19 protein-coding genes are annotated in these 19,338 nt (G+C 69.8%); 6 read left to right on the top strand and 13 right to left on the bottom strand.

Annotated features, from left to right (window positions below; all coding sequences use genetic code 11):
- Positions 1–94: 94 nt before the first annotated feature.
- The 6 genes from FGD71_RS21720 to FGD71_RS21695 all read right to left on the bottom strand — a co-directional run bounded on the left by FGD71_RS21720 (position 95) and on the right by FGD71_RS21695 (position 4,749).
- Entirely contained in the window at positions 95–847 is a 753-nt protein-coding gene (locus FGD71_RS21720; RefSeq protein WP_119102156.1) for an MBL fold metallo-hydrolase, read from the bottom strand.
- 386 nt (positions 848–1,233) lie between these two features.
- Positions 1,234–2,184: a PLP-dependent cysteine synthase family protein gene (locus tag FGD71_RS21715; protein ID WP_119102155.1), complete on the bottom strand. Its 951-nt coding sequence runs from the start codon at positions 2,182–2,184 to the stop codon at positions 1,234–1,236.
- A gap of 18 nt (positions 2,185–2,202) precedes the next feature.
- Positions 2,203–2,490 (bottom strand): MoaD/ThiS family protein, encoded by a 288-nt coding sequence (locus FGD71_RS21710; protein WP_119102154.1) that lies wholly within the window; start codon positions 2,488–2,490, stop codon positions 2,203–2,205.
- A gap of 112 nt (positions 2,491–2,602) precedes the next feature.
- Positions 2,603–2,704: a putative leader peptide gene (locus tag FGD71_RS49945; RefSeq protein WP_338120073.1), complete on the bottom strand. Its 102-nt coding sequence runs from the start codon at positions 2,702–2,704 to the stop codon at positions 2,603–2,605.
- A gap of 80 nt (positions 2,705–2,784) precedes the next feature.
- Complete coding sequence (locus tag FGD71_RS21700; protein ID WP_119102152.1) at positions 2,785–3,210, bottom strand: M67 family metallopeptidase; 426 nt, start codon at positions 3,208–3,210, stop codon at positions 2,785–2,787.
- Between the two features lie 99 nt (positions 3,211–3,309).
- Entirely contained in the window at positions 3,310–4,749 is a 1,440-nt protein-coding gene (locus tag FGD71_RS21695) for an amino acid permease (protein WP_119102151.1), read from the bottom strand.
- Between the two features lie 489 nt (positions 4,750–5,238).
- Between FGD71_RS21695 and FGD71_RS21690 the strand changes: the two genes are divergently transcribed.
- Positions 5,239–5,604, top strand: a complete 366-nt coding sequence (locus FGD71_RS21690) for a hypothetical protein (protein ID WP_119102150.1) — start codon at positions 5,239–5,241, stop codon at positions 5,602–5,604.
- A 99-nt stretch (positions 5,605–5,703) separates the two neighbouring features.
- On the opposite strand, the gene FGD71_RS21685 is transcribed toward FGD71_RS21690, so the two are convergent.
- Positions 5,704–6,327: a DUF2017 domain-containing protein gene (locus FGD71_RS21685; protein WP_119102149.1), complete on the bottom strand. Its 624-nt coding sequence runs from the start codon at positions 6,325–6,327 to the stop codon at positions 5,704–5,706.
- A gap of 71 nt (positions 6,328–6,398) precedes the next feature.
- Complete coding sequence (clpS, locus tag FGD71_RS21680) at positions 6,399–6,716, bottom strand: ATP-dependent Clp protease adapter ClpS (protein ID WP_119102148.1); 318 nt, start codon at positions 6,714–6,716, stop codon at positions 6,399–6,401.
- Between the two features lie 159 nt (positions 6,717–6,875).
- Between clpS and FGD71_RS21675 the strand changes: the two genes are divergently transcribed.
- On the top strand, positions 6,876–8,204 hold the full coding sequence (locus FGD71_RS21675; protein ID WP_119102147.1) for a nicotinate phosphoribosyltransferase: 1,329 nt from the start codon (positions 6,876–6,878) through the stop codon (positions 8,202–8,204).
- Between the two features lie 300 nt (positions 8,205–8,504).
- On the top strand, positions 8,505–9,089 hold the full coding sequence (locus tag FGD71_RS21670) for a nicotinamidase (RefSeq protein WP_119102146.1): 585 nt from the start codon (positions 8,505–8,507) through the stop codon (positions 9,087–9,089).
- A 32-nt stretch (positions 9,090–9,121) separates the two neighbouring features.
- Here FGD71_RS21670 and FGD71_RS21665 read toward each other — a convergent pair whose 3' ends face one another.
- Positions 9,122–9,454, bottom strand: coding sequence for a hypothetical protein (locus FGD71_RS21665; protein WP_119102145.1), 333 nt, complete (start codon positions 9,452–9,454; stop codon positions 9,122–9,124).
- Positions 9,455–9,575: 121 nt separating this feature from the next.
- Positions 9,576–11,924, bottom strand: coding sequence for an immune inhibitor A domain-containing protein (locus tag FGD71_RS21660; RefSeq protein WP_119102144.1), 2,349 nt, complete (start codon positions 11,922–11,924; stop codon positions 9,576–9,578).
- 466 nt (positions 11,925–12,390) lie between these two features.
- Here FGD71_RS21660 and FGD71_RS21655 point away from each other — a divergent pair, with 466 nt between their 5' ends.
- On the top strand, positions 12,391–12,723 hold the full coding sequence (locus FGD71_RS21655) for a hypothetical protein (protein WP_119102143.1): 333 nt from the start codon (positions 12,391–12,393) through the stop codon (positions 12,721–12,723).
- 80 nt (positions 12,724–12,803) lie between these two features.
- Here the strand turns inward: FGD71_RS21655 and FGD71_RS21650 are convergent, their stop codons facing one another.
- Complete coding sequence (locus FGD71_RS21650; RefSeq protein ID WP_119102142.1) at positions 12,804–13,430, bottom strand: RDD family protein; 627 nt, start codon at positions 13,428–13,430, stop codon at positions 12,804–12,806.
- Positions 13,431–13,504: 74 nt separating this feature from the next.
- Positions 13,505–15,223, bottom strand: a complete 1,719-nt coding sequence (locus FGD71_RS21645) for an RDD family protein (protein ID WP_119102141.1) — start codon at positions 15,221–15,223, stop codon at positions 13,505–13,507.
- A gap of 210 nt (positions 15,224–15,433) precedes the next feature.
- Here FGD71_RS21645 and FGD71_RS21640 point away from each other — a divergent pair, with 210 nt between their 5' ends.
- On the top strand, positions 15,434–15,922 hold the full coding sequence (locus FGD71_RS21640) for an SsgA family sporulation/cell division regulator (protein ID WP_119102140.1): 489 nt from the start codon (positions 15,434–15,436) through the stop codon (positions 15,920–15,922).
- A gap of 37 nt (positions 15,923–15,959) precedes the next feature.
- Here the strand turns inward: FGD71_RS21640 and FGD71_RS21635 are convergent, their stop codons facing one another.
- On the bottom strand, positions 15,960–17,375 hold the full coding sequence (locus tag FGD71_RS21635; protein ID WP_119102139.1) for an FAD-binding oxidoreductase: 1,416 nt from the start codon (positions 17,373–17,375) through the stop codon (positions 15,960–15,962).
- 162 nt (positions 17,376–17,537) lie between these two features.
- Here FGD71_RS21635 and FGD71_RS21630 point away from each other — a divergent pair, with 162 nt between their 5' ends.
- Positions 17,538–19,289, top strand: coding sequence for a tetratricopeptide repeat protein (locus FGD71_RS21630; protein WP_240436700.1), 1,752 nt, complete (start codon positions 17,538–17,540; stop codon positions 19,287–19,289).
- Positions 19,290–19,338: the final 49 nt, after the last annotated feature.

Raw genomic sequence — 19,338 nt, 5'->3', positions numbered from 1 at the left:
CCCCGCGGTAAAGGCCCCCTCAGCCACTCGGCTGAGGGGGCCTTCGCGTGCGTACCACCGGCCGTCGGGCCGGCCTTCGTGCCGACCTTCGGGCCTAGATCTCGTACGTCTGCCGGGGCGCCGCCACGTCCACCGGTCCCGCGAACGTCTCGCGCGCGTCCGTCAGGTTCGCCTGAGGGTCCGTCCACGGCGGGATGTGGGTGAGGACGAGGCGGCGGGCACCGGCACGGGTGGCGGTCTCGCCCGCCTCGCGGCCGTTGAGGTGCAGGTCGGGGATGTTCTCCTTGCCGTACGTGAACGCGGCCTCACACAGGAACAGGTCCGCGTCCCGGGCGAGTTCGTCGAGCGCGTCGCACACGCCCGTGTCCCCGGAGTACGTCAGTACCCGGCCGCCGTGCTCGAGGCGGATGCCGTACGCCTCCACGGGGTGGCTCACCTTCTCCGTGTGCACGGAGAACGGGCCGATCTCGAAGGAGCCGGGCTTGACCGTGTGGAAGTCGAAGACCTCGCTCATGGAGGAGGCGCTGGGGGTGTCGGCGTACGCGGTGGTCAGGCGGTGCTCGGTGCCCTCGGGTCCGTAGACCGGGATGGGGGGACAGCGGCCGCCCTCGTGTCGGTAGTAACGCGCCACGAAATAAGCGCACATGTCGATGCAGTGGTCGGCGTGCAGGTGGCTGAGGTAGATCGCGTCGAGGTCGTAGAGACCGCAGTGGCGCTGCAGCTCGCCAAGGGCGCCGTTGCCCATGTCGAGGAGCAGCCGGAAGCCGTCGGCCTCGACGAGGTAGCTCGAGCAGGCCGATTCCGCGGACGGGAACGACCCCGAGCAGCCGACGACGGTGAGCTTCATAGAGCAGAAACCTCCGCTGGCGGAAAAGTAGACGGGGGTCGTGCGGTCCGTCGAGCGTAAGGCGCAAAAGGGTGGGTCGCTCCTCGGGGAGAGGTCGTTGTGGGGGAACTCACCTGCGGTGTCACCGGTTCGGGGGTGTGTGGGAGGGGGGCGACATTTTTTCGCCCCCGCCGCCCCTACCCATACCCATCCCTGGGGCTCCGCCCCAGACCCCGTCCCCGGGGGCCAGCCCCCGGACCCCCGCTCCTCAAACGCCGGAGGGGCTGATTTTCAGCCCGCCCGGCGTTTGAGGACGAGGCCGCAAGGCCGATAGCGGGGGTCTGGGGGCGCAGCCCCCAGGAACGGGATGGGAATGGGTAGGGGCGGCGGGGGCGAAGAAAAGCCCCCTAGGCCCAGAGTTGGCCCTGCAGCGTCTCGATGGCCGCCTCCGTCGTCTGTGCCGTGTAGACACCCGTCGACAGATACTTCCAGCCGCCGTCGGCGACGACGAAGACAATGTCGGCCGGCTCGCCGGCCTGGACCGCCTTCCTGCCCACCCCGATCGCGGCGTGCAGCGCCGCCCCCGTGGAGACGCCCGCGAAGATCCCCTCCTGCTGCAGCAGCTCACGCGTGCGCGTCACCGCGTCGGCGGAGCCGACGGAGAAGCGGGTGGTCAGGACGGAGGCGTCGTACAGCTCGGGTACGAAGCCCTCGTCCAGGTTGCGCAGGCCGTACACCAGATCGTCGTACCGCGGTTCGGCCGCGACGATCTTCACGTCGGGCTTGTGCTCGCGCAGGTACCGGCCGACGCCCATCAGCGTGCCCGTCGTGCCCAGACCCGCCACGAAGTGGGTGATCGAGGGGAGGTCGGCGAGGATCTCGGGACCCGTCGTGGCGTAGTGGGCGCCCGCGTTGTCCGGGTTGCCGTACTGGTAGAGCATCACCCAGTCCGGGTGCTCGGCGGAGATCTCCTTGGCGACCCGTACGGCCGTGTTGGAGCCGCCCGCCGCCGGGGACGAGATGATCTCGGCGCCCCACATGGCGAGCAGGTCCCGGCGCTCCTGCGAGGTGTTCTCGGGCATGACGCAGACGATGCGGTAGCCCTTGAGCTTGGCCGCCATCGCCAGGGAGATGCCCGTGTTGCCGCTCGTCGGCTCCAGGATCGTGCAGCCCGGCGTCAGACGGCCGTCCTTCTCCGCCTGCTCGATCATGTACAGCGCGGGGCGGTCCTTGACCGAGCCGGTCGGGTTGCGGTCCTCGAGCTTCGCCCAGATCCGTACGTCGGCGGACGGCGAGAGCCGCGGCAGGCGCACCAGGGGCGTGTTGCCGACCGCTGCGAGCGGGGAGTCATAGCGCATCAGAGATCAGCGGCCCGATCAGGCCATCCCGCCGGCCACGGCCGGCAGGATCGTCACGTTGTCACCGTCGGTGAGCTTGGTGTTGATGCCGTCGAGGAAGCGGACGTCTTCGTCGTTGAGGTACACGTTCACGAAGCGGCGCAGCTCGCCCCCGGCGGCCTCGTCCACGATGCGGGACTGGATGCCCGTGTGGCGGGTGTCGAGGTCGGCGAAGAGCTCGGCGAGGGTCTTCCCGCCACCCTCGACGGCCTTCTGGCCGCCGGTGTAGGTGCGGAGGATGGTGGGGATGCGGACCTCGATGGCCATGGTTGCGGGCTCCTGTCGGGAGAAGTCAGTCAGTGGGCGCGCGGCAGCGCGGAATTGCGTGGTGGTGTTACGCGGGTCTGCGCCGCGGCTCACGGCCGTACGGCGGCAGGGGTCAGCACGGACAGAGGGCGCTGTTCAGCCTGCACAGGTCGACGTGCAGCCGCGCCACGAGCAGCATGCCCGGCGTCTTCTCGCTCACGTCATGGGAAACCATGGGGTCATCGTATCGATTCCCCCTGGGCCCCCCGGAGTGTGATTCCACATGGTGGACGCGTTTCGACCGACAGGTGAGATTCAGTAGGTCTCCACAACCTTGACCTCCTCCTCCGTCACCTCTCCCTCCACGATCCGGTACGAGCGGAACTGGAAGTCGCCCAGCCCGTCCGTGTCCGCCGTCGACACCAGTACGTAGTGGGCGCCCGGCTCGTTCGCGTACGAGATGTCCGTGCGGGACGGGTACGCCTCGGTCGCCGTGTGGGAGTGGTAGATGACGACCGGTTCCTCGTCGCGGTCGTCCATCTCCCGGTAGAGCTTGAGGAGATCGCCCGAGTCGAACTCGTAGAACGTGGGCGAGCGGGCGGCGTTCAGCATCGGAATGAAGCGCTCGGGACGGCCGGAGCCGGCCGGGCCCGCGATGACACCGCACGCTTCGTCGGGGTGGTCCTGGCGGGCGTGGGCGACGATCTGGTCGTGCAGGGCCCGGGTGATGGTGAGCGACATGCGGCAAGGATACGAAAGGCCATGCGAAGGGCCCGCCCGGCGGTCTCCCGTTCCGGTGCGGGCCCTCCACAGGAACCTGTGCGGGCCCTCCGCAGGTGCTTACTTGCGGTCGAGCGCCAGGTCCCTGTCCGACGGAGCCTTGCGGTGGGACAGCCGGTAGCCGATGGCGAGGACCACGAGCCAGACGGCGAACACATACAGGCCGAGCCGGGTGTCGCCGTCGGACGCCATCAGGCCGACGACGGAGGCGAGCGCGGCGAGGGCGATCCAGTTCGTGACCGGGGCGCCGGGCATCCGGAAGTCCGCAGCCGGGAGGAGTCCGTCGCGGACCTTGGCGCGGTAGCGCAGGTGGGCGGAGAGGATCATGGCCCAGGTCCACAGTCCGGCGCAGGTGGCGACCGAGGTGATGTACAGGAACGCCTTGTCCGGCGAGACGATGTTGACGATCACGCCGATGCCCATGACGAGCGCGGAGGCGACCAGCGCGGGCAGGGGAAGCCGACGGCCGCTGAGCCTCGCGGCCGCCTTGGGGGCCTCGCCGTTGACGGCCAGGCCGCGCAGCATGCGGCCGGTGGAGTAGATGCCCGAGTTGCAGGAGGACAGCGCCGCGGTCAGGATCACGAAGTTCATGATCCCCGCGGCGCCGGGGATGCCGACCGCCGCGAAGACCTGCACGAAGGGGCTGACACCCGGGGAGTACTTCGTCCAGCTGTAGACGGACAGGATGACGATCAGCGAGCCGACGTAGAAGATGCCGATGCGGACCGGGAGCGTGTTGATCGCCTTGCGGAGGGTCTGCTTGGGGTTCTCGGCCTCTCCCGCGGTGATACCGACCAGCTCGACGCCGAGGTAGGCGAAGATGACGCCCTGCATGGCGAGCATGGCCTGCCAGGCCCCGTTGGGCGCGAAGCCGCCGTCCGCCCACAGGTGGCTGACGGAGGCGGTGTCACCGACGGAGGAGAAGCCGAAGGTGAGGATGCCGATCCCGATGACGATCATCGCGATGATCGCGGTGACCTTGATCGTCGAGAACCAGAACTCCAGCTCGCCGAAGATCTTGACCGAGACCAGGTTCGCGGCGAAGAGCACGACCAGCGCGACGGCGGCGGTCGTCCAGACGGGCACGGAGGGCCACCAGTAGTTGATGTAGTGGCCGGCCGCGGTCACCTCGGACATGCACGCGGTGACCCACAGCGCCCAGTACGACCAGCCCGTGACGAAGCCCGCGAAGGGGCCGAAGAACTCACGGGCGTAGTCGGCGAAGCTGCCCGAGGTCGGACGGTAGGTGAGCAGTTCACCCAGGGCCCGCATGATGAAGAAGATCACGACGCCAGCGATCGCGTAGCAGGCGATCAGACTGGGGCCGATGTTCGCGATGCTGGTGCTGGATCCGTAGAACAGACCGGTACCGATGGCGCCGCCGATGGCGATCATCTGGACCTGACGACCGTTGAGTCCGCGCTGGTACCCCTCTGCGGGGGCGTCGCCACCCAGGGCCTCACTGCCGTCGTGCTGCTCGTCGACCTGCGACGAGGTCATGTTGGTACGCCTTTCTCCATGCCGATCCGAGCCGTCCGTGCGACTTCGGATCGGGTCGCGATCCCCCCGGATAGATGGAGCGTGTGCCTGACCGGCGATCCGCCGGCTCCGGTGGCGCACCCGACCGGACATGGGTGGTGTCCCGTCGGGCGGTCGTGAAGATCTATCACGGCAGCATCGGCGGTCGGACACGGGAAACGTGACGCACGACACGAGGAGGAGAGGACAAAGTTCCCTTCAGCCCTCGAAGCCGACCACGGCGGTGACATGATCGTTATTCGGATTTGAGCGCCTCCTGAGCGAACGTGCCCGACATGAGCGAACACAGGCGATTCGTTCGCGAGCGCGAACGAAAAGCTCAGATCTTGATCAATTCGATGGCCTCCGCCCCTCCAAGATCTATAGCGTTCTTCCCCGTGAGAGCCCGCGATGCGGTGGCCGACCAACCACCGGGGCGCTCGCGCAGAGCAAGCAACTCAAGGGGAATCAATGAGGCTCAAGCTCGTTTCCGTCGCCGTTCTCGGCTCGCTCGCCCTGGGCGCCACACCGGCAGTTGCCCAGACGCAGGCGCAGGAGAGCGGTCCGGCGTCCTCGAAGGCGATAAACACTCCGAAGATCGACACCTGGCAGGACATCGCCGCCGGCAAGTGCTACTACGGCGACAAGGAATCCTGCGAACTGCTCATCAAGGGCCTCAAGATGAGCAAGAAGACCAAGAAGTGCCTCGTCAACGCTTCCGTTGCTGCCGCAATCCAGCTCGTCGTCGGCCGCTTCAACAAGGAGCTGGCGAGCAAGGTCTCCAAGCAGGCTGTCGGCGCGGGGGCGACCGGCTGCATCACCGCTCTGGTCAACTGAGCGGACCGTACGCACCGAGCGGGCCCCGTCGCACTCTGCGACGGGGCCCGCTCCGCATGTCGTGTGATGAACGCGCCCGGTGACGGACGCCGGCCGCCCTCACTGCATGATTGTCTCGACGAGCGTCTCCTGGAGTCCGCCCAGCCACAGGTACGCCATCACCATCGGCTTGCGCGGATCCTCGTCCGGCAGCCGGTAAAGGAGGTCGGTGTCCTCCTCGTCGACGACGTCGAGCCGGGAGCCGATCGCCAGGCGCAGGTCGTTGAGGGCACCGAGCCACTGCTTCGCGTCCTCCTCGGACAGCTTGAGGACGGCACTGGCCCCGCCCTCGCCCCCTCCCCCGCCCTCGACGGTCAGCGCGTCCAGGGAGCGGATCACGGCGAGGGCGTTCTCACGCTTGCCCGCGCGCAGATCGTTCTCGGTGAAGCGGCGGAACTCCGCGGAGTAGGCGCGCTGCTCCTCCACCTGTTCGGGCGAGGTGGCCTCGACCTCGGGGCCGCTGTAGGCGTCCGGGAAGAGGCGCTGCAGTACGGGGTCGGAGGGCGGCTCGCTCGGCCCCTCCGCGAACAGTTCGGCGAGCGGATCGTCGCCGGCGTCCTCCGCGGGCCCCGGGCCGATCAGCTCCAGGAGCTGGACGGCGAGCGAGCGGATGATCGAGATCTCGACCTCGTCGAGAGCGACGGCCGCGCCGCCGCCGGGGAGCGGTTCGAATTGTCCTGGCATGGAGTGAGTTCGCTACTTCCGGTACTGCTCGCGGTTGCCGGTTGTTTTCCGGTCCTGCGGGCCGTCGCCCGCTATTTCCGGTCCTGCTGGAGGGTGGCCCACAGACCGTAGCCGTGCATGGCCTGCACGTCTCGCTCCATCTCCTCGCGGGTCCCACTGGAGACGACCGCACGGCCCTTGTGGTGGACGTCGAGCATGAGCTTGGTGGCCTTGTCCTTGGAGTAGCCGAAGTACGTCTGGAAGACGTACGTCACGTAGCTCATGAGGTTGACCGGGTCGTTGTGGACGATGGTCACCCAAGGGACATCCGGCTCAGGTACGGCGGAGACCTCCTCGGCCGACTCGGTCTTTTCGATCTCTAGGGGTGCGGGAGCCGTCACAAGGCCCATGCTGCCACCTGTGAGGGGTACCCGGCCAAACGGACCCACTATCGTCAGAGTGACGAGATGGGGGGTAGCATTCTTGCCATGCTGCCATCCCCGGGGCCGACTCCCCGGGCCTCCGCCGACAGCGGGGGCGCCCCACGCGTGATCGCTAGGAGACCTTGAGTGAACGCAACGGACCTGGGACTGCCCGTGGACGTCCCGTCGACAGCGCTCTTCACGGACCACTACGAGCTGACCATGCTGCAGGCCGCCCTGAAGGGCGGGACCGCCGACCGGCGCTCGGTCTTCGAGGTCTTCACGCGCCGGCTGCCGGAGGGCCGCCGCTACGGAGTGGTCGCGGGGACCGGACGGGTGCTGGACGCCGTCGAGAACTTCCGGTTCGACTCGGGCGTGCTCGGCTTCCTGCGTCAGCGCGCCGTCGTGGACGAGCCCACCCTCGAGTGGCTGGCCTCGTACCGCTTCAGCGGCGACGTCTGGGGCTACCCGGAGGGTGAGGTCTACTTCCCGGGGTCGCCGATCCTGCGCGTGGAGGGCTCGTTCGCGGAGTGCGTGCTCCTGGAGACCGTGATCCTTTCGATCCTCAACCACGACTCGGCGATCGCGGCCGCCGCCTCCCGGATGGCCTCGGCCGCCGGCACCCGGCCGCTGATCGAGATGGGCGCCCGCCGCACACACGAGCTGGCCGCCGTGGCAGCCTCGCGCGCGGCGTACGTCGGCGGCTTCACGACCACCTCGGACCTGGCCGCGGGCTTCCGCTACGGCATCCCGACCGTCGGCACCAGCGCCCACGCCTTCACGTTGCTGCACGACAGCGAGCGGGACGCCTTCCAGGCCCAGGTGAACTCGCTCGGCCGCGGCACGACGCTGCTCGTCGACACGTACGACGTCGCCGAAGCGGTCCGGAGCGCCGTCGAGATCGCCGGGCCCGAACTCGGAGCGGTGCGCATCGACTCCGGTGACCTGCTGCTCGTGGCGCACCGGGTGCGGCAGCAGCTGGACGAGCTGGGCGCCACTGACACGAAGATCATCGTGACCTCGGACCTCGACGAGTACGCGATCGCCTCGCTGGCCGCGGCGCCCGTGGACGCGTACGGCGTGGGCACCCAGCTGGTGACGGGATCCGGCCATCCGACGTGCTCGATGGTCTACAAGCTCGTGGCCCGTGCCGAGTCGGCGGACCCGAAGGCTCCGCTCGTGCCGGTGGCGAAGAAGTCGACGGGCGGCAAGACGTCCATCGGCGGCCGCAAGTGGGCCGCCCGGCGGCTCGACGAGGACGGGACCGCTCAGGCCGAGGTGATCGGCACGGGAGCCGTCCCCGCGGAGCTCGCCGACCGTCAGCTGCTGGTCGAGCTCATAAAAGGCGGCCAGGTCATCGCCCGGGAGCCCCTCGACGCCGTACGCGACCGGCACGCCGCGGTCCGCGCGAACCTGCCGATGTCGGCGCTCCAGCTGTCCCGCGGGGAAGCGGTGATTCCGACGGAATACGTCTGAGTACGCCCCGCGTACGCCGACTCGTACGCCCGGGTGCGCCCGCGGAAGAAGCCCGAGTACGCCCGCTCGGACCCGAGGGGGCGAAGCTGCGGACACGGGGGTATCCGGGACACAGCTCCGGCCATCCTCGACTCGAACGGGAATGAACAGGAGGTGAGTGGGAATGCAACGGCAGCGTCGGCCCCTCGCCTTCGGAAGCCGAATGCACCCTCCCGCTGTGCCCGCGCACTCTCTAGGCTCGGTACCACCGGCCGGGCCCGCATCTCTCGCCGACCGCCTGCCGAACCGAAGGACACCGACATGCGCCGCGCACTGATCGTCGTAGACGTGCAGAACGACTTCTGCGAGGGGGGCAGTCTCGCGGTGACCGGGGGTGCCGACGTGGCCGCCGCGATCACGGAGCTGGTCGGTCAGTCGACCGCCGGCTACCGCCACGTCGTGGCCACCCGCGACCACCACGTCGCCCCCGGAGACCACTTCGCCGACCACCCCGACTACGTCCACTCCTGGCCCGCGCACTGCGTGGCGGGCACGGAGGGAGTGGGCTTCCACCCGAACTTCGCGCCGGCGGTCGCCTCCGGCGCGGTCGACGCCGTCTTCGACAAGGGCGCGTACACGGCGGCGTACAGCGGCTTCGAGGGCTCCGACGAGAACGGCGTCCCGCTGGCGGACTGGCTGCGCGCCCGCGGGATCACCGAGGTCGACGTGGTGGGCATCGCCACCGACTACTGCGTCCGCGCCACCGCCCTGGACGCGGCCCGCGAGGGCTTCCATACGCACGTGCTGCTCGACCTCACCGCCGGAGTGGCCGAGGACACCACCGAGCGGACCCTGGAGGAGCTGCGCGAGGCGGGCGTGGAGCTTTCCGGGAAACCGGTGGTCTAGGACCTGGCCGGGCCGGACCGGCGGATCGGGCTCTAGAAGCCCTGAGGCGTCGCGCTGCGGCGCATCAGGGTGCGGATCGGGTGCCACAGCTCGGCGGTGACACCGCTGTCGGGCGCCGTGCGCCATACGAGACCGTCGGGGTGGTGCAGGACCGCGGTGATCTCGTCCGGTGTGGGCGGCTGCCCGTTGCCCCGCAGGTACACCGCGCGCATCCCGAGGTTGCGCAGCCGCGTCAGGGCGCGGGCCCGGTTCTGGGCGTGCACGAGCACCCGTACCGCACCGGCGCCGCCGGCGGTCGGGCTGGGCAGGTTCAACGCCACCACCACCGTCCCGTTCGGCAGCTTGCAGAAACCTCCTGCGGCCATGCGGTCACACCCCCGTGAGAACTGGTGTCAATAAGAGAGCCACAGGACGCACCTAAACACGATCGGCCGCAACCCGCCAGGGGGTCACGGCCGATCATGCTCTGACCTGCGTAAACGCGCCTTACTTCGTCGCGGCGGAGACCTTCACCGTGATCGTCGAGCCCCAGCGGGACTCCTTCACGATCGCGATCTTGGTGTTGGTGTCAGTGATCTTGACACCACCGGTCGGGTTGCTCACGTCGTAGTACGTGTTCTTGCGGTCGTTGAAGATCCGGTTGCCCGGGAGCGACTTGATCTTCGTGGCGACGTCCGCCTTGTGCAGCGTGATGGCGTCCGTCCGGAACGAGCTGAACGGCGAGTCGTAGGACTGGACGCGGTTGCGCATCAGCGTGCCGTCGGACCACTTCAGCGGCGCCGGGTGGGCGTCCACCGGCAGCACCAGACCCGTGCCGGGGTGCACGCTGGTGTTGTTGTCCGCCTGGGAGGTGTCCCACTTCCAGATCAACAGGCCGTTCTGGTACGGGAAGTGCTCGACCCAGGACGGACGGGTCGTCGAGAAGCCGAAGTTGTACGGGCCGACCTCGAGGGTCTTGTCGTACGACACGTACTGGCGGTTCTCGGCGATGTAGTACTGCGCGTAGTCCTTGGTGAACGAGGCGCCGATGCGCGAGAAGCCGTTCGCCGTCCAGGCGCTGTCCGCGCTCTCCGCGTCGTCGGAGAAGACCGGGGCGCCGTCCGCGGTGACCGCGATCGAGTCGGCCGCGAAGCCCTTCTGGGCCACACCGCCGTCCGTGGCGTAGCGGAAGCGGATGTCGATCTTCTTGCCCGCGTAGGCGTTCAGCGGGTACGAGAGCTTCTGGTACGCCTCCACCGTGCCGGTCAGCGCGGGCTTGTCGCCGGCGTCACGCGGGATGGCGGTGCCGTTCGCGGTGCCGTCGATCGGCGTCCAGTTGGCGCCGCCGTCGGTGGAGACCTCGGTGTAGAGGTAGTCGAAGTCCTTCTCGATGTCCCACCAGCCGTCGAGGGTGAGGGTGGCGGAGGACTTGCCGGTCAGGTCGACGGAGCGGGAGAGGGTGTTGCGCAGGTCGTCGCCCATGCCGCTCCACCACTGCGTGGCGCCCTGAGCCGGGGCGACGACCTCGGTGGTGACGGGCTTCTGGGGCAGCTCGACCACGAGGGCCTGCGCGTTCTTGGTGTTGTACTCGGCCACGCCCAGCGTGTGGGTGGACCGCGTCGCTGCCTTGGCCGTGTCGTACTTCAGCCAGCCGAGCTGCAGCTTGTCCCAGGCGGTCATGTCGCCGGGCAGGTCTCCGATGCTGTCCTTGCCGGTGCCGAGCCAGGAGCCGGCGGACATCAACGTCCAGAAGGCGGTGGAGTTCTCGCCCTTGTTGGTGGTGTCGTAGTGGTCCGGCAGACCGAGGTCGTGGCCGTACTCGTGGGCGAAGACGCCGAGTCCGCCGTTCTCCGGCTGGATGGTGTAGTCGCCGACCCAGATGCCGGTGTCACCGATCTGGGCGCCGCCCAGCTTGTTGTTGCCCGGGCCCGTGGAACCCGCGTCGGTGCCGAACGCGTACCAGCGGTGGGCCCAGATGGCGTCCTCGCCCTGCGCGCCGCCGCCCGCGGACTCGTCCTCACCGGCGTGCACGACCTGGAAGTGGTCGATGTAGCCGTCGGATTCGTTGAAGTCGCCGTCGCCGTCGAAGTCGTAGCGGTCCCACTTGTCGTAGCCGGCCAGCTGGGCCTTGATCTCGGCGTCCGACTTGCCCGCGGCCTTCTGCGCGTCGACCCAGGCGGAGACGCCGTCGCTGACGACGTTCCACACGCTGGAGCAGTTGGTCTGGCCGCACGCGTTGTTGCCGTAGCGGGCCTCGTTGTAGGGCACCTTGACCCAGTCGGAGACCGTGCCGTCGATCGAGTAGCGGCCCGAGGACTGCTTCTCGTAGTACTTCTTCATCGACTCGACACCCTTGCCGGTGCCGAAGTAGAGCTCCTGGAAATGCTTCTGGTTGTAGTCCGCCTGCCAGGCCGTGCTGTTGTCCTTGGTGCGGTCCGGCTTGGCGATCTGGTTGTGGGCCGGACCCGCCGTGCCCCCGTAACGGCTGTCGACCTTGTCGCCGAACTCCACCAGGATCGTGAAGATCTGGTCGGTCTTCTCCCGGCCGAGCTCGACGTACTTGTCGTTGCCGAGCTTCACGACCTGCGAACCGCCCCGGCTCTTGACCGTGGCGTCGCCGGATATGACTCGCTGCAGCGCCTCTTCGCGCTGGGCTTCCTGACGCTCCGTCAGGGGTCCCTTGAGATCGTGCTCGGCGTGGTCCTCGGCCTGTGCCGGGTCCTGCCGGTTCGCGGCGGCCGTCGGCCTGTCGCCGGAATCGGCCTGCGCCACCGCGAAGGTCGAGAACGTGGCCGCGGCCGCCGCGAGCGCGACACCCACCGCGGTCGCTCTGAACGTCCATGGTCTGCTGGTCACTTGAGGCAGTCCTTCCCTGCGCCCGGGCGCGCGGAAGCGAGGGGGGTCCTGGTCATGGATTCCGCGCGCGCTCTATGCGCGTCACAAGTGACGACATTTGACCGGAGTCTCGTCTGAAAAGACAGATCTTGACTTGAGCAGCTCAAGTACGGTACGGCGATCTGACGGAACGTGACATGAGGCGCTCGCCCGCGACCGAATGGACGGTCTCCCGCTCAGCGGGCGCGCTCGACTGTCCAGGTAGTGGACGCCATGACTCCGTGCGCCCCCTGTGCACCGGCGCCGTGGGTTAGGTCACGCTTATCGCTCGTTCCGCTCGGGCAGACAGGCGAATAGGGTCGTTTGGCGGAGTGCTGGAAGTCAGTGAATCGCCAAGTCGACACCGTTGTCGCACCCCTGTTTCTTATCCACAACCTCCCCCCAAGGCGAGAGGCGCGGGGGGAGACCCCCGACCCGAGGAATGGTCATGCCTCGTCCGACCGCCGCACAGATCGCCTACGGCTCCTGCACAGTGATCTTCTGCACGCTCGCCATGTTGCTGCTGTCACAGACGAATTCGGGCCCGGGGATCGTGGTGATCGTATTCGCCGCCCTCGCTCTCGGCCTCCTCGTGGCCATGACGGTCCCGGCCCAGAAGCCCGCCTCGGCAGCCGCTCCCGTCGCCAAGGAGCGTGGCGCCGAAGCGCGTTTCGCCGAAGAGCGCTTCGCCGAACCTGTTCCCGCGCGGCGCCAGACCGTCGCCGCGTCGGCCGCCGCGTCCAGCACGCCCGAGCCGGTGCGCGAACCGGCGGGTCCGTGAGACGCGGAGCTGCTTCCCACCACTGACTGCCTTGCCCGACTCGCTCAACCCGCTCGGCTCGCCCAACCTGCTTGACTCGCTCAACTCGTACTGACCACAACCGTTTTGGCCGCCTTGTCGTGAATGCCCTGCTTATAGGGCTTGTCGAAGAAGCTCCAACCGCCCGCGATCGCGGTCCAGATACAGGCGCAGCAGAAAGCGAACGGCACCCACAGGACCAGCGCGCGGACCAGCGAGGTCTGCGCGGAGGGCGTGGCACCGTTGTCGAGGTTCGCCACGCGCAGGTTGAGCAGCTTCTTGCCGAGGGTCTGCCCGGTCTGGGTGGTCATGAAGGTGTCGTACGCGACGTAGAGGACCGCGGCGATCACGGACTGGCCGAAGGACTTGCCGTACTCGATGTTCTCCCCGTCCACGTCGTACTCGTTGACGTTGAAGCCCCACGCCACCAGCCACACCACGACACCCACGAGGAGCATGTCGATGAGTCGCGCCAGGATGCGCTTGCCGCTGTCGGCGAGGGGCGGCATCCCGGCCAGCGGGTCGTTGCCGTACGGGCCGCCGCCGTAGGGATCACCGGCGTAGGGCGGGGGCGTGGCGCCGCCCGGGGGCGGGGTGTCGTACGGAGAGCCGCCCCCCTCGTCGGGTGGCGGCTGCGGCTTCTTCTTGAACGGGTCGTCTTCCGAAGGAGGCGGCGGCTCGGTCGTCATACACCGAGTCGACCGCGAAGGCTCCGTCAGCGCAATGGGCGGGCGGCCGTCCGGGGCATCGGCCGGCCAACCCCTCAGCCGGCGACGAAGGTGTGGGCCGCCTTGTCGTGCCAGCACTGGTGCCACGGGCGGTCGAACAGGCACCACAGGACACCCAGGACGCCGATGACGAGCACACCGGGGACGCTGTAGACGAGCCAGCGGCGCAGGGCCGCGCCGAACGACGGGGGTTCACCGCCCTCGATGTCGCGCACCTGCAGACCGCACAGCTTCTTGCCCAGGGTGCGGCCCCATTTGGCCGTGGGCAGCGCCTCGTAGAGGACGCCGAAGACGAGCAGGACGGCGAGGACGATGCCGAGGTAGCCGGCCGTGGTGCCGTCCAGCAGCCAGACCGTGACGGTCTCGCCGGACTGCTTGGCCGCGTCGATCTTGTCGTTGATGTGGTCGATCGCCTTGGTGCCCAGCGGCACGGCGGCCACGCCGGTGACGGCGCCCAGCACGAGCGTGTCCACGAACCGCGCGGCCAGCCGCTTTCCCAGCCCCGCGGGACGCGCGGACGCCTGCGCTCGCGCGGCGGCCTGGAAGGGGTCCTCCGACACCGGCTTCCACGGGACGACGGGCTGTTCGCTCTCGGGCCCGGCAAGGCGGTGCACCTGCTGGGCCCACGAGGGCTGTCCGCCGCCGTCGCCCGGGGACATGGGGGTGGACTGCTGGGGGTTGGAGGAGGAGGCGGCGGATGCGGGGGCTGGGGCGGGGGAGGACGGGGAGGCAGGCGAGTTCGGGGACGACGGGAAAGCCGGGGAGTTCGTGGACTGGGCGGGTACGGAGGGGGTTTGCGGGCCGGATGCCGCCGCGGCGGCTCCCTGGGACAGGCCCGCGCGACCGGCGGCTCCGCCGGCGGACGAGCCTGCCTGGGCCGAGCCGCCGGTCGTCGAGTCGCCCGTGGTGGAACCGCCCGCGCCCTGTTCCCCGCGCTGCCGTCCCGGGCGCGGGAGAGCGCGGAAGGCCATGGTGCCCTCGGAGGCGTGGGGGTTACGGCTGCCGGGGACACCCGGCGCTCCTGCGGACCGGGCCGAGCCGGACGTCGTACCGGAGGCGCCCGCGCCGCCCGCACCGGAAGGGCCCACACTGCCCGTAGCCGCACCGCCGGCGTTCCCGGGTGCCCCCTCCTCCGATCCCGTGGTGGGCCGCACAGGCCCCGACGGTCTGCGGAAGACCACCGTGCCGCCGGAGGCCGGCGGTTGGTCGTCCCCGGTGTTCCCGGTGTTCCCGGTGTTCCCGGCATTCCCCGTGTTCCCGGAGTTCCTGGAGTTCCTGGAGTTTCCGGCGTCCTCGCCGGACTTGGGGGACTTGGGCGCGCGGAACGTGACCGTGCCGTCGGCGTGGTCCGACCTGCCCTCCGGCTGGGACGGAGCGGACGGCACGCGGGGGTCGGGGGAACCCCAGGACACCCGGCGGTCCTGGTCACCGCCGAAGCCGGACTGCCGGGAGCGGTCGGCGCCCCACGCGGTCGCGGGCTCGGGCCGGCTGCCGTGCTGTGCGTCGGCGGGCGACGGCGTACTCGCCGGCGGATCCTCGTCGAAGAAGTGCGGCCCCGTCTCCTCGGTGGTGGCGGGCGCGGGCCGCGTGCCCGAAGGTGCCGGGAGCGGTTCGCCGTCGGACGGCGCCGGGCGGCTGGTGCCCGGCACCCAGGCGGCGCCGTTCCAGTACCGGACATATCCAGGAATGGACGGGTCCGGGTAATACCCTTCGCGGGGCCTGTCGTCGCCGGGGGCCGGGGTTGGGGCGCTCATGTCCGTCGTCCCGTATCTGCTCGGGGGTCGTGTTGGGCATCCACATCTATCAGACCCGCGCGCGGGCCATGACGTCTCCCGCCGTACCTACCCCCTTCGAGCAAGGTTCTGCCAGAAATTCCACGAACCCGCGTAATGCTTCGAGCCCCGCGCCCTCTCCCCTCGTACAGGACTGCCCCACAGGTCCCCGAACGAGCGGAAAGGCACACCATGCACAGGTCCCGGCACCCCCACACGCACATCCCCGCACACCACGCCCCCACCCCCACCCCCGCCGTGGTGGAACGCGAGATCGAGATCCGACTCGTCCTCTCGCCCGAGCGCAGCGTCCCCGTCCCGGCGCGGCTCAGCTATCGCACCGACGATCCGTACGCCGCCCACATCACCTTCCACATCGGCTCCGACCACCCCGTGCGGTGGACGTGCGCGCGCGAACTCCTCGTCGAGGGGGTGTTCCGGCCGTGCGGGCACGGTGACGTGCGGGTGTGGCCGACGAAGGCGGGCGGCCGCGCCGTCGTCCTGATGGCGCTGCGTTCACCCGACGGGGACGCCCTGGTCGCGGCATCGGCCGCGCAGGTCTCCCTCTGGCTGGAGCGCACCTTGCGGGCGGTCCCGCCGGGCTCGGAGACCGAACAGCTGTGCGTCGAGGACGGCCTCACCGCACTGCTGCCCTCGTCGAAGGACGGTGAAGGACGATGAAGGACGGTGAGTGAGCGCGGGCGTCTCGAGAGCCGGGTCAGAACAGCTTGCCGGGGTTGAGGATGCCCAGCGGGTCGAAGGCCGCCTTGATCGCGCGCTGCATCTCCATGCCCACCGGGCCGATCTCGCGCGCCAGCCACTCCTTCTTCAGGATGCCCACGCCGTGTTCGCCGGTGATCGTGCCGCCGAGCTCCAGGCCGAGGGCCATGATCTCGTCGAAGGACTCGCGGGCCCGCCGGGACTCGTCGGCGTCGCTCGCGTCGAAGCAGACGGTCGGGTGGGTGTTGCCGTCGCCCGCGTGCGCGCAGACGCCGATGGTCAGGCCGTACTTCTGCGCGATGCGCTCGACCCCTTCGAGCAGGTCGCCGAGTTTGGAGCGCGGTACGCACACGTCGTCGATCATCGTCGTGCCCTTGACCGCTTCGAGCGCGCTGAGCGACAACCGCCGCGCCTGGAGAAGGAGTTCGGACTCGGCCACGTCCTCGGCCGGGACGACCTGCGTGGCGCCCGCGGCCTCGCACAGCGCGCCGAGCGCGGCGAGGTCGGCGGCGGGGTCCGCGGTGTCGAAGGCGGCGAGCAGCAGGGCCTCCGTGGTCTCCGGCAGGCCCATGTGCGCCAGGTCGTTGACGGCCTTCACCGTCGTACGGTCCATCAGCTCGAGCAGGGACGGCACATGGCCGCCCTCCATGATCCGGCATACGGCGTCACAGGCGGCGGACGCGGAAGCGAACTCGGCGGCCAGCACCAGTTGCTGGGGCGGCTGGGGTTTGAGCGCCAGGACGGCCCGTACGACGATGCCCAGCGAGCCCTCGGAGCCGACGAAGAGGCGCGTCAGGTCGTACCCGGCGACGCCTTTGGCCGTGCGACGGCCGGTGTGCATGAGGCGGCCGTCGGCGAGGACGACGTCCAGGCCGAGGACGTACTCGGCCGTGACCCCGTACTTCACGCAGCACAGGCCGCCGGAGGCCGTGCCGATGTTGCCGCCGATCGTGCACATCTCCCAGCTGGAGGGGTCCGGCGGGTAGGCGAGGCCGTGTTCGCCCACGGCGCGGGACAGCGTGGCGTTGATGACGCCGGGCTCGACGACGGCGATCCGGTCGACGGGGCTGATCTCGAGGATCCGGTCCATCTTGACGAGGGACAGCACGATGCAGCCGTCGGAGGCGTTGGCGCCGCCGGACAGGCCGGTGCGGGCGCCCTGCGGGACGACGGGGACGCGCAGCTCGGTGGCGGTGCGCATGATGTGCTGGACCTCTTCGACGGTCCGCGGCAGCACGACCACGGCGGGGACACCGGCCTCGCAGAAGCTGGCCATGTCGTTGGCGTAGGAGGCCGTGATGTCCGGGTCGGTGAGGACCGCCTCGGCCGGCAGGCCCGCGCGGAGCCGGTCCAGGAGACTGCCCGGGACTGCCGTGTCTTCGTCGGGTCGGGCTTCGATACGGCTCATGATCACAGCGTCGCACCCGGGGCCATCGGTGTGAACCCCGCCCGCGACTCCTTCGTGTGTCGAGGTGGTGACCCGATCAGCTTTTCATATTGACGCACAGTAAGCACCATGGAGATCGAACAGCTGCCCCTTCCCGGCGCGCCTGGCCCGCGGCCAGAGCCTCACATCGTGCCTCAGTCGGCGACTCAGCCCGCATCTCAGCCCAAGTCTGAGCAGCCCGAGTCCGAGCAGCCCGAGTCCAAGGGCGCGCCTCAGCCCGAGTCCAAGGGCGTGCCTCAGCCCGAGTCCGAGCCCGAAGCGCAGCCCGAGTCCAAGTCCCACGGACAGCCCGTGCCCGTGCCCGAGTCCAAGCCCGACGCACAGCCCATGCCCGAGTCCAAGCCCGACGCACAGCCCATGCCCGAGTCCAAGCCCGACGCACAGCCTGTGCCCGAGTCCAAGCCCGACGCACGGCCTGTGCCCAAGCCCGAAGCGCGGCCCGATCCAAGGCCCGCCTCTCAGCCCCGGCCTTGGCCGCAGCCTGCGTCGACACGCCGCGGGGGCGCCAAGCGCGGGGTGATCGCCTCCGTCGTGCTCTGTGCCGTGGTCGGCGGTGTGTGCACGGCGACCCTGCGGGAGCCGGACGAGTCGCCGGCCGCGCGCGCCACGGAAGCGCGGGCGACGGCGGCGGTGAAGGCCGCCGGGGCGCCCACCACCGTGCGTCTGCGCGATCTGGCGGCGGTGATCACCGACCGCGAGGCGCATCTGCGGGCCCATCCGGACGATGTGCGGGCGTGGGCGGTACTCGGGTCGGCGTATGTCGAGCGAGGTGAGCGGGCCGACGAGGCGACGTACTTCCCCATGGCCGAGAAGGCGTTGCGTACGTCGTTGAAGGCGAAGCCGAAGGGAAACGTCGAGGCGTTCCACGGGCTGGCCGCGCTCGCCGAGGCGCGGCACGATTTCCGGGCGGCGCGGAAGTGGGGCGAGGCGGCGGTGGCGGCCTCACCGAAGCGGTGGACGACGTATCCGCTGCTCATCGACGCGTACCGAGGTCTCGGTGACCACTCGTCCGCACAGCGGGCGCTGCGCAAGCTGACCGGCCTGCGCTCCGGGGCGGAGGTGTTTGCGCAGACCGGGCTGGTGTACCGGGACAGCGGCCGGCCCGAGGACGCCGCCGCCGCGCTCTCCGACGCGGTGGCCCTCGCCGCCACGCCCGCGGAGGAGGCGGCCGTTCTCCTACGGGGCGGGGAGCTCGCCTGGGAGCGCGGCGAGGCGGCGACGTCGCTCCGCTACTACGAGGCGGCGCTGCGGGCCGCCCCCGGCGAGCACGCCGCACTCGCCGGGCGGGGCCGGGCGCTGGCGGCCCTGGGCCGGACCTCGGAGGCCCTGCGCGCCTACCGGACGGCGCTCACGAAACGGCCGCTTCCCCAATACGCGCTGGAACTGGGCGAGTTGTACGAGTCGCTGGGGCTGGACAATGCCGCCCGCACCCAGTACAACGCGATCCGTGTCCAGGTGCGCAAGGCAGCCGCGGGCGGCATCAACCACAACCTGGTCCTCGGCCGCTTGGAGGCGGACCACGGCGCCCCCGCCTCCGCCCTCCGTCTCCTACGCGCCGAGTGGGAACGCCACCCCTCCGCCCAGGTGGCCGACGCCCTGGGCTGGGCGCTGCACCGTTCCGGCAGGAACGACGAGGCGATCAGCTTCGCGTCGAAGGCGACGGCCGAGCACGACGGAGGCGGCATGCGCGTGGCTCTTCACACGTATCACCGGGGCGTCATCGAACGCGCACTGCGCCAGAACTACGCGGCCCGCAGCCACCTCGCCAAGTCCCTCCGCATCAACCCGCACTTCTCGCCGCTTCTGGCCCCGGCGGCGAAGAAGGCGCTTCAGGCGATGGGAGAGCCGTCTGCGGGGGGTCCGCAGGACGTCTACGGGTAACCCGCGTCCTGCGGACCTGGGCGGTGCCGCGGTGCCGCGGACCTGGGCG

The sequence above is a fragment of the Streptomyces sporangiiformans genome, from assembly GCF_005768555.2.
Lineage (GTDB): Bacteria > Actinomycetota > Actinomycetes > Streptomycetales > Streptomycetaceae > Streptomyces > Streptomyces sporangiiformans.
This window is presented reverse-complemented; position numbering and strand designations above follow the sequence as displayed.

Excerpts from the sequence above, each read along its gene's own strand:
- FGD71_RS21720 (WP_119102156.1), bottom strand. The coding sequence starts at position 847 with ATGAAGCTCACCGTCGTCGGCTGCTCGGGGTCGTTCCCGTCCGCGGAA.
- FGD71_RS21715 (WP_119102155.1), bottom strand. The coding sequence starts at position 2,184 with ATGCGCTATGACTCCCCGCTCGCAGCGGTCGGCAACACGCCCCTGGTG.
- FGD71_RS21710 (WP_119102154.1), bottom strand. The coding sequence starts at position 2,490 with ATGGCCATCGAGGTCCGCATCCCCACCATCCTCCGCACCTACACCGGC.
- FGD71_RS49945 (WP_338120073.1), bottom strand. The coding sequence starts at position 2,704 with ATGGTTTCCCATGACGTGAGCGAGAAGACGCCGGGCATGCTGCTCGTG.
- FGD71_RS21700 (WP_119102152.1), bottom strand. The coding sequence starts at position 3,210 with ATGTCGCTCACCATCACCCGGGCCCTGCACGACCAGATCGTCGCCCAC.
- FGD71_RS21695 (WP_119102151.1), bottom strand. The coding sequence starts at position 4,749 with ATGACCTCGTCGCAGGTCGACGAGCAGCACGACGGCAGTGAGGCCCTG.
- FGD71_RS21690 (WP_119102150.1), top strand. The coding sequence starts at position 5,239 with ATGAGGCTCAAGCTCGTTTCCGTCGCCGTTCTCGGCTCGCTCGCCCTG.
- FGD71_RS21685 (WP_119102149.1), bottom strand. The coding sequence starts at position 6,327 with ATGCCAGGACAATTCGAACCGCTCCCCGGCGGCGGCGCGGCCGTCGCT.
- clpS (WP_119102148.1), bottom strand. The coding sequence starts at position 6,716 with ATGGGCCTTGTGACGGCTCCCGCACCCCTAGAGATCGAAAAGACCGAG.
- FGD71_RS21670 (WP_119102146.1), top strand. The coding sequence starts at position 8,505 with ATGCGCCGCGCACTGATCGTCGTAGACGTGCAGAACGACTTCTGCGAG.
- FGD71_RS21665 (WP_119102145.1), bottom strand. The coding sequence starts at position 9,454 with ATGGCCGCAGGAGGTTTCTGCAAGCTGCCGAACGGGACGGTGGTGGTG.
- FGD71_RS21655 (WP_119102143.1), top strand. The coding sequence starts at position 12,391 with ATGCCTCGTCCGACCGCCGCACAGATCGCCTACGGCTCCTGCACAGTG.
- FGD71_RS21650 (WP_119102142.1), bottom strand. The coding sequence starts at position 13,430 with ATGACGACCGAGCCGCCGCCTCCTTCGGAAGACGACCCGTTCAAGAAG.
- FGD71_RS21645 (WP_119102141.1), bottom strand. The coding sequence starts at position 15,223 with ATGAGCGCCCCAACCCCGGCCCCCGGCGACGACAGGCCCCGCGAAGGG.
- FGD71_RS21640 (WP_119102140.1), top strand. The coding sequence starts at position 15,434 with ATGCACAGGTCCCGGCACCCCCACACGCACATCCCCGCACACCACGCC.